The 7169-nt window shown below is 68.8% G+C and carries 8 protein-coding genes; all 8 read right to left on the bottom strand.

All coding sequences use genetic code 11. The features are described from left to right. Positions 1 to 5 precede the first annotated feature (5 nt). Positions 6 to 1811: an ATP-binding protein gene (locus FFS56_RS13825; protein ID WP_046748787.1), complete on the bottom strand. Its 1806-nt coding sequence runs from the start codon at positions 1809 to 1811 to the stop codon at positions 6 to 8. Then, positions 1808 to 2155 (bottom strand): response regulator, encoded by a 348-nt coding sequence (locus FFS56_RS13830; RefSeq protein ID WP_046748786.1) that lies wholly within the window; start codon positions 2153 to 2155, stop codon positions 1808 to 1810. Before FFS56_RS13830 ends, FFS56_RS13825 begins: the two co-directional genes overlap by 4 nt. Continuing rightward, the gene (locus FFS56_RS20580; RefSeq protein ID WP_164734082.1) at positions 2152 to 2295 is read right to left on the bottom strand and encodes a hypothetical protein; all 144 of its coding nucleotides are present in this window, start codon (positions 2293 to 2295) and stop codon (positions 2152 to 2154) included. The genes FFS56_RS13830 and FFS56_RS20580 overlap by 4 nt, the downstream gene beginning before the upstream one ends. After that, complete coding sequence (locus FFS56_RS13835) at positions 2292 to 3779, bottom strand: glycosyltransferase (RefSeq protein ID WP_061018595.1); 1488 nt, start codon at positions 3777 to 3779, stop codon at positions 2292 to 2294. Before FFS56_RS13835 ends, FFS56_RS20580 begins: the two co-directional genes overlap by 4 nt. Next, positions 3779 to 4492 carry a PHP domain-containing protein gene (locus FFS56_RS13840; protein WP_127011886.1) on the bottom strand — a complete coding sequence of 238 codons (714 nt, stop codon included), beginning with the start codon at positions 4490 to 4492 and terminating at the stop codon, positions 3779 to 3781. Before FFS56_RS13840 ends, FFS56_RS13835 begins: the two co-directional genes overlap by 1 nt. Then, positions 4489 to 5478 carry an ATP-grasp domain-containing protein gene (locus FFS56_RS13845; RefSeq protein WP_046748783.1) on the bottom strand — a complete coding sequence of 330 codons (990 nt, stop codon included), beginning with the start codon at positions 5476 to 5478 and terminating at the stop codon, positions 4489 to 4491. The genes FFS56_RS13840 and FFS56_RS13845 overlap by 4 nt, the downstream gene beginning before the upstream one ends. Then, positions 5478 to 6521 carry a response regulator gene (locus tag FFS56_RS13850; protein WP_046748782.1) on the bottom strand — a complete coding sequence of 348 codons (1044 nt, stop codon included), beginning with the start codon at positions 6519 to 6521 and terminating at the stop codon, positions 5478 to 5480. The genes FFS56_RS13845 and FFS56_RS13850 overlap by 1 nt, the downstream gene beginning before the upstream one ends. Before the next feature lie 143 nt (positions 6522 to 6664). Next, positions 6665 to 6979 (bottom strand): DUF2277 domain-containing protein, encoded by a 315-nt coding sequence (locus FFS56_RS13855; RefSeq protein ID WP_061018604.1) that lies wholly within the window; start codon positions 6977 to 6979, stop codon positions 6665 to 6667. Positions 6980 to 7169: the final 190 nt, after the last annotated feature.

The following is a 7169-nucleotide window of genomic DNA, read 5'->3' on the forward strand; positions in this document are numbered from 1 at the left end:
GGACTTCACTCGGCGCGACTCAGACTCGTCAGCACCTCGGTGCGCGGAGCGGCAGGCAGGAAGAAGCGGAACTCCGTGCCGACACCCTCCTTGCTCGTCACGTCCATCGTCCCTCCGTGCGCGAGGACGATGGCACGGGTGATCGTGAGACCGAGACCCACGCCGGGTACCGCGTTGCGCGTCGCGGTCGACGCACGGAAGAAGCGGGTGAACAGCATCCCCTGTTCGTCCTCCGGTATCCCGACCCCGGTATCGGCGATCGAGAACTCCACGCCGCCGTCGACCGCGCGCACTCGCGCGGTGACCTTCCCGCCGCGAGAGGTGAACTTGATGGCATTGGAGAGCAGGTTGTCGATGGCCTGCCCCACTCTTCCGGCATCGACGAAGACGGGCATCGCCGCAGGACCGACCTCCGCGACGAGTTCGATCCCTTCCCGCTGCGCATGCGGACCGGCCGACACCACCGCGGATCGCACCAGCGCGGCCGCATCGGCCTCATCGCGCTCGAGGGGGAATCGCCCGGACTCGACCTGGGCGGTGAACAACAGGTCGCCGACGAGATTGAGCAGACGCTGCGCGTTGCGCTCGATGATGCCGACGAACTCCTGCTGGTCCTCCGTGAGCGGCTGCCCTGGATCGTTCTGCAGCAGGTCCAGGAAGCCGATGATGGCGCTGAGGGGCGTCCGGAGCTCATGGGAGATCATCCCGACGAACTCGTCCTTCATCCTCGCGACCTCGACGGCCCTGGTCTCGTCTGTCAGCACGAACAGATATCCCTGCTGCGCGCCCGCACCGTCCTTGTGGGGAGTGACCGTCACACGTGCGGGAACCGTCGTCCCGCCTGCGGTCACGACCTCGATGTCCCCGTCGACGGGGACACCGGCGTCCGCCTGTCCGAACAGAGCCTTGATCCCCGGGTCGAGTTCGGCGTAGCCGGCGGGCATGTCGCCGGACGGCGCGGAGTGCTCCGCCGTGTCAGCCGCCAGCATCGAGAGCACGGCGGTCGAGAAGAAGCGATCGATGCGCACGTCGTCGAGAGCCTCGTCGACGGGAAGTCCGAGCAGGCGCACCGCTCCCGGGTTCCAGGCCGTCACGATACCGCTGCAGTCCGTGGCCACCACGGCCTGCGCCGTTATCGACGACCACAGGCTCTCGAACGAGTCCAGCAGCTCCCGGTACTGGTGCTCCTTCTCGCGCAGCTGCACGATCATGGCCACGTTCTCGGACAGCGCTCTGGTTCGTTCGGCGACGAGCTCCTCCGCCTGTTCCACGCGCATCCGCTGCTGCCGCGCGAGCTGGTTGATCACGGCCGCCACCGCCGAGAACACGAGCGGGCCCACCACGCCCCGCAGCCACTCGACCGAGGTCGCGGGTGGCGCGGTGACGTACGGCATCAGCAACGCGATCGACGTGAGCCCGCCGACCACGAACACCCAGCGGATTCCCGGGGCGGCGGCCAGCCAGACCACCGGGAGGAGCACGAGTGATGAGAAGAGCGATGTCGCTCCCCCGGTACCCGTGCGGAAGAGTCCGAGGCCGATGATGTCGACGATGGGGATGAGCAGGAGCGCCCATCCCTCGTGCACCCCGCGGGCCGTCAGCACCGCGGCGAAGGCCGTGGCCGCGAGCACCAGGATGATCCCCGCCACGGCCGGTGCGACGTGCGTCATGGGAAGGTCGGGAACCCACCAGGTGAGGAGCGCCGCGATCACCGTCGCGGTGACCGTCGGCGCCTGCTTGAGCAGCGGGCTCGGGTTGTCGAAGACCTGATACCAGCGGTTCTCCGCGCGATCGAGCGGCGTGGCCCTCATCGCCGCACGCCCTCGACGATCGCGTGCAGCTCGGAACCCGTGATCGGCTTGGGGAGCGCGGCGTCCGCCGGCGGATAGTCGGTGGCATCGAGCACCGAGCTGATCACCAGGAAGCAGTCGGGGAAACGGGCCCGGACCAGCCGCGCGCACTCCTGTCCCGAGATACCGGGCAGCAGCAGGTCGAGCACGGCCACCACGGGATCGATCTCGGAGAACGCGGCGATCGCCGACTCGGCGTCACGGGCCACGAACACGTCGAACCCCTCGCGGTCGAGATAGCGGCGCAGCAGCGCGGCCTGATCGGGCGCGTCCTCGACGACGAGGGCCAACGGCCTCCCGCTCATCGGAGCAGCAGCTCTCTCACCACGACGATGACGACCACCACGGCGAGGGCGAGCAGAGCCTGAGGGATCAGACGTCGCTCACGTCGGGCATCCGCGGCGATCTCCCCCACCTCGGCATCGTTCGACGGGGTTGCGGTCATGAGTCGACACGTCCGATCTTCTCGGTCTTGATCCAGGAGGCATCGGCGCGACGCCACTCCTTGATGTAGGAATCCACGGTGATGGCGCACAGCAGTGAGCCGTACCCGCAGACGTAGAGCAGCAGCCCCGCGAAGAAGCGTCCGCCAGGGAGCGGCTCCACCGCCCGGGCGAGCCAGATCCCGAGCATCGAGATCGGTCCCCACAGGTAGAAGATCACCGCCCACATGATGCGGGCCTCGTGCGTCACGGGCAGCCCGAGCGCGAGCAACGCGGACTCGAACAGCTGCGGGAAGATCGCGATGGCCATCAGGATCAGGGCACCGAGCCCTGGGAACATGATCGCCTCGCGCCAGGACTGTCTGCCGATGCGGGGATCCAGCTGCACCGAGTAGAGCATCGAGTAGATGTAGATGCAGGCCGCCGCGATCCACATGAAGCGGAACACGAACTCCGCGATGTCGCTGTGCAGCAGGAGGAGCGCGAGCAGGCCGGCCGCCGCGAGCAGCATGAACGCAGGGAGCAGGAGGATCGTGAACCAGGCGAGCCCGAAGCCGAAACTGCCCAGGTTGTGGTCCCGGCTCGGGCGGAACCACAGCTTTCGGTAGATCGAGGTGAGCTGCACGTTGCCGCGCGCCCAGCGCAGACGCTGCTTCCACAGGCTGTCGATCGTCCGCGGCTCCTCGGCCAGCACCACGGCATGCGGCTCGAACACCATCCGGCGTCCCTTGAGCTGGCCCTCGAACGTCGTCATGGTGTCCTCGGCGAGGGTCCCCGTGGGGATGCGTCCGCCGATGGCTTCGAGGTTCGCGCGCGAGTGCAGCTGGGCGCCGCCCGCGAGGCAGGCGATGGCGCCGCCGACGTTCTGCACCCGACGTGCGGAGAGCTGACCGATCACGTACTCGATGGCGATGAAACGCGTGAGGTAGTTGCGGTCGCGGCTGCCCTCGGCGATGTAGGCCGTCACGGCACCGACCTTCTCGTCGGCCAGGTGACGGGTGAGCTTGCGCAGCGAATCACGGGCGAAGATCACATCCGCATCCATGATGAGCACGGCCTCGGCCCACGTGTCGGCGAGGATCACGTCGAGACCGTGGTTGAGCGTGTGCGCCTTGCCCTCTCCCCCCTTCTCGCGCCGCAGGTGCACGACGCGGCCGGGGTGGGCCGCTGACGTGGCGGCGACGACCTCGGGGGTGTCGTCGGTCGATGCGTCGTCGACGACGAAGACCCGCAGACGTTCAGCCGGATACTCCAGCTGCAGCAGCCGTTCGATCGCGGGGCCGATCACCGCACCCTCGTTCCAGGCGGGGATGACGACGGCGACGTTCGGGTGGTACGGCGCCGCCTTGCCGTAATGGTTGCGGAACGCATGCAGCGGAAGGATGAGGAACTGCAGGCCGGTGTTGACCACAGGCAGCGTGCCGACGAGGATGCAGAGCAGCAGGAGGATGACCAGCACGGTCTCCAGCCAGGTGAGATCGGCCATCAGGAGACCGCCACCGCGTCGAGCAGCGGGAGAATCCTCGAGTACCGGCCCACCTCGGCGGCGTCGTGGCTGTCGGTCGAGGCGACCACCGTGCCGCCGGCGCGGCGCAGCGCGGCCAGCGCATCGACCCCAGGGCAGCCCCACTTCTCGTTCACTTCGACGAGGGTGTCGGTGTCGGCGGCGGTGCGTGCCCAGGCATCCGCGCGCTGCGCACCCAGGTCGGCCTCGGACAGACCGATCTTCGGCAGGATCGAGAAGCAGTGCGCGAGCTGGTTCCCCGGGTAGCGCCGCATCGTGGCGATGAGCGCCTCGACGAACTGATCGAGAACGTCGTCAGCGGCCCATCCCGCGGCCATCCGCTCCCGCACCGCGGTGGGTCCGAGCGGACCGTCCGCCCCCGGGAACTGGTGGTCGGCGATGAGGATCCGATCGATGCCGTCGGGGAGGGTCGGGATGTCGAGAGTTCCCCCGACGTCGAGGATCTTCGCCTCGACACCGGTGAGCACCGTGAGCCCGTCCGGCACCCGGAGCACCCGCACCGCAGCGAGGTACTCCGGCACCCAGGTCGTGCTCTGACGCACGTGGTCGACGAGGCGCACCGTGTTCAGTCCCGCTGCGGCCGCAGCCTCGACGTTCTGTGCGAGTGTCGAGACCGCATCGTCCGAGAAGGTGGAGTGGACGTGATGGTCGCCGCGGAGCAGCGCGTGGCTCACAGTTCCTCCTGATGCCCCGCATGGTCGGAGACCAGCACATCGTCGATCTCCACGATCACATCCTCGAGGAAGCGCACGGAGGCGACCTCGCGGAACGGGATCTGCACGGGAAGCTCTCGCCCCAGGAAGAGGTCGGCCACGAGCGACGGGATGTCGACGCCGGCCGCGATCGTCAAAGGCAAGGCGCCGGGGAAGCGAGGGTTGACCTCGAGCAGCACCGCACGACCCGTGCGATCGCGCCGCAACTGCACGTTCGCGACGCCGACCAGTCCGATCGCGCGGGCGATCGATGCCGCCGTCTCCTCGAGTTCCGCATCGCGGACCGTGCGTCCGGCGATGGCGACGCCGGAGTCGACCCTGGCTCGCGTGCGGGGTACCGCTGCCACGACGGCTCCGGTGGCATCCGCGATGACATCGACGGAGTACTCCTCCCCCGGAAGGAAGTCCTGGACGATGAGTCCCTCGTCCGTCGGCAGGGCCTCGAGAGCAGCACGGTCGGGCACGAGCCGCACGCCACGGCTCCCTGCACCCTGACGCGGCTTGGCGAAGACCGGGAACTCCCACTCGACGGCCTCGGCATCACGTCCGGCGAGGACGGTGCGCGGGACGCGACCGGTCGACGCGCAGCGTTCCGCGAGGGCGAGCTTGTCGAGCGCGGTGTTCAGCGTGTTCTCGGACGGCGCAGCCAGCACGGCGGGTGCCAGCTCATCGCGCCGTCCCGCGAGGGCGATGAGCTCGACGTCGACGGTCGAGATCACCAGATCGAGGCCGTCGTCCGCCACCATGCGCGCGATCGCCGGCACGAAGTCGTCGTCACGTCCCGGTGGCACGAGACGTCGCTGCTCCGGGGGCACCAGGTAGATGCCGCTCGCCCAGCCGTCCATGTCCGCGGCGAACACGGTCAGGTCCGAGCGGCGGAGCAGCGACCGGATCACGGCCACTCCCGCCGGACCACCGGCACCGGTCACCAGCACGCGCTTCGTCATCAGCTCTCCCGTCGTGTGAGCTCGTGGGCGCCGATGAACTCGGCGGTCTCCCGCACGACCTCGAGCGGTTCGACAGCCGTTCCCCCACCGAATCTCGACCAGTACCGTGCCGTCGCCGTGACGAACTCGGGCGCGAGGTAGTCGCGGCTCGCCGTCTGCGAGCCGAAGCGTTCAAGGAGCCGCAGCTTCTCGTCGAGGTACTGGTCGATGCGCACGAACCTCGTGGGCCGGAAGTCGATCGTCGCCGACGGACTCTGATAGCACGCGACGGTACCGACCCGACGCGTGGCCACGACGGTCGCCTCGCTCACGGCACGGTGATCCTGGTGCCGGTCGTGCGGCGAATGCGTGTAGACGATCGTCGGCTGGATCTCCTGCACGACCTCTTCGATGATGCGCACCGTGGATCCCCCTCCGGAGATCTCGGTGTCGATGAGGTCCTTCAGGAAGAGACGGGCGCCCAGCATCTCCGCCGCTGCGAGGGATTCGTTCTGCCTGCTGTCGGCGTCCCCACCCCTGGCACCGCGGGAGAGCGTGAGGATCGTGATCTCGTCCTGAGCCCTGGCGTGCGCGGCGAGCAGTCCACCGACACCGATCTCGACATCGTCCGGATGTGCGCCGATCGCGAGCACCCGCTCCGGTGTGCGCGCTTCCGCTCGGCGGCGGCGCCCCTCCTCGACCAGACGGGTGACGGCCTCCACGAGCTTGCCGTTGTCGAGCGGTTTGGTCAGGAACTCGTCCGCCTGCGCTCGCAGGGCCGAGACCGCGTACTCCACGGAGACGTGGGCGGTCATCACCACGACAGGCACCGACGGAACGATGCGTCGCAGCTCGGCGAGCAGCTCGAGGCCGCTCAGTCCCGGCATCTCGATGTCGGTCACCACGACGTCCGGCCGCACCTCCGCGACCCGATCGATCGCGACCTGTCCGTCCTCGGCGACGTCGACGATGCACGCGGCACGTCGCTCGAGCACGGTCTTGACGAGCAGGGCGACGTCCGGATCGTCGTCGACGACGAGAACGCGAGGAGAGTCCTCAGGCATGTGTACGGCTCTCCTTGGGGAGGTTCCCTGACCGATGGGGATCGGCGGCGCGATCTCGGCGCCTTCAACACCGGGACCGCAGGGAAAGTCGAGCGGGGTATGACGATTCTGGCATACGCCGCCGCCATTGCGACGGTATGCGCCTACGCTCCTGCGCGGGCGGCGCGCTTCTCCTCCTGGAACACCCGGATCGCCTCGTACCGCTCGGCCGAGCGCGCCCGTCGCTTCGCCGCCTCGTCCTCACGATTCTTCGGAGGTGCGGTGGTGACGAGCTCACCCAGGAGACGGTCGACGACAGCCGCGATCTCGTCGACCGCGCTCTCGAAGACGGCCTGGTTCGCCCGCGACGGCGCCGTGGTCCCGGCGATCTTGCGCACGAACTGCAACGCCGCATCGTGGCATTCCTGCGCGGTCGCAGCGGGCTCGAGGTTGTTCAGCGGGATGATGTTGCGGCACATACCCGCACGGTACGCCGCACGGCGGGTCGACGGAAGAGTCGCGGCGTCTCCCCGCCCGCCGGGGTCGGACCGACGACAGGGGATGGTGCCGCCGAGGGCCGCTCGCTACGCTCGGGGCTATCCGGGCCGCCAGTGCGATCCCCACCCCCGTCGACAGGACAGACCATGACGAACCCGCCGTTCCCCGAAC

Origin of the sequence: Microbacterium sp. Beta, assembly GCF_005502545.1 — a bacterium.
GTDB classification, from domain to species: Bacteria; Actinomycetota; Actinomycetes; order Actinomycetales; family Microbacteriaceae; genus Microbacterium; species Microbacterium oxydans.

Coding starts and splice junctions, on each gene's coding strand:
- FFS56_RS13825 (WP_046748787.1), bottom strand. CDS start 1,811: ATGAGGGCCACGCCGCTCGATCGCGCGGAGAACCGCTGGTATCAGGTC.
- FFS56_RS13835 (WP_061018595.1), bottom strand. CDS start 3,779: ATGGCCGATCTCACCTGGCTGGAGACCGTGCTGGTCATCCTCCTGCTG.
- FFS56_RS13855 (WP_061018604.1), bottom strand. CDS start 6,979: ATGTGCCGCAACATCATCCCGCTGAACAACCTCGAGCCCGCTGCGACC.
- FFS56_RS20580 (WP_164734082.1), bottom strand. CDS start 2,295: ATGACCGCAACCCCGTCGAACGATGCCGAGGTGGGGGAGATCGCCGCG.
- FFS56_RS13830 (WP_046748786.1), bottom strand. CDS start 2,155: ATGAGCGGGAGGCCGTTGGCCCTCGTCGTCGAGGACGCGCCCGATCAG.
- FFS56_RS13850 (WP_046748782.1), bottom strand. CDS start 6,521: ATGCCTGAGGACTCTCCTCGCGTTCTCGTCGTCGACGACGATCCGGAC.
- FFS56_RS13845 (WP_046748783.1), bottom strand. CDS start 5,478: ATGACGAAGCGCGTGCTGGTGACCGGTGCCGGTGGTCCGGCGGGAGTG.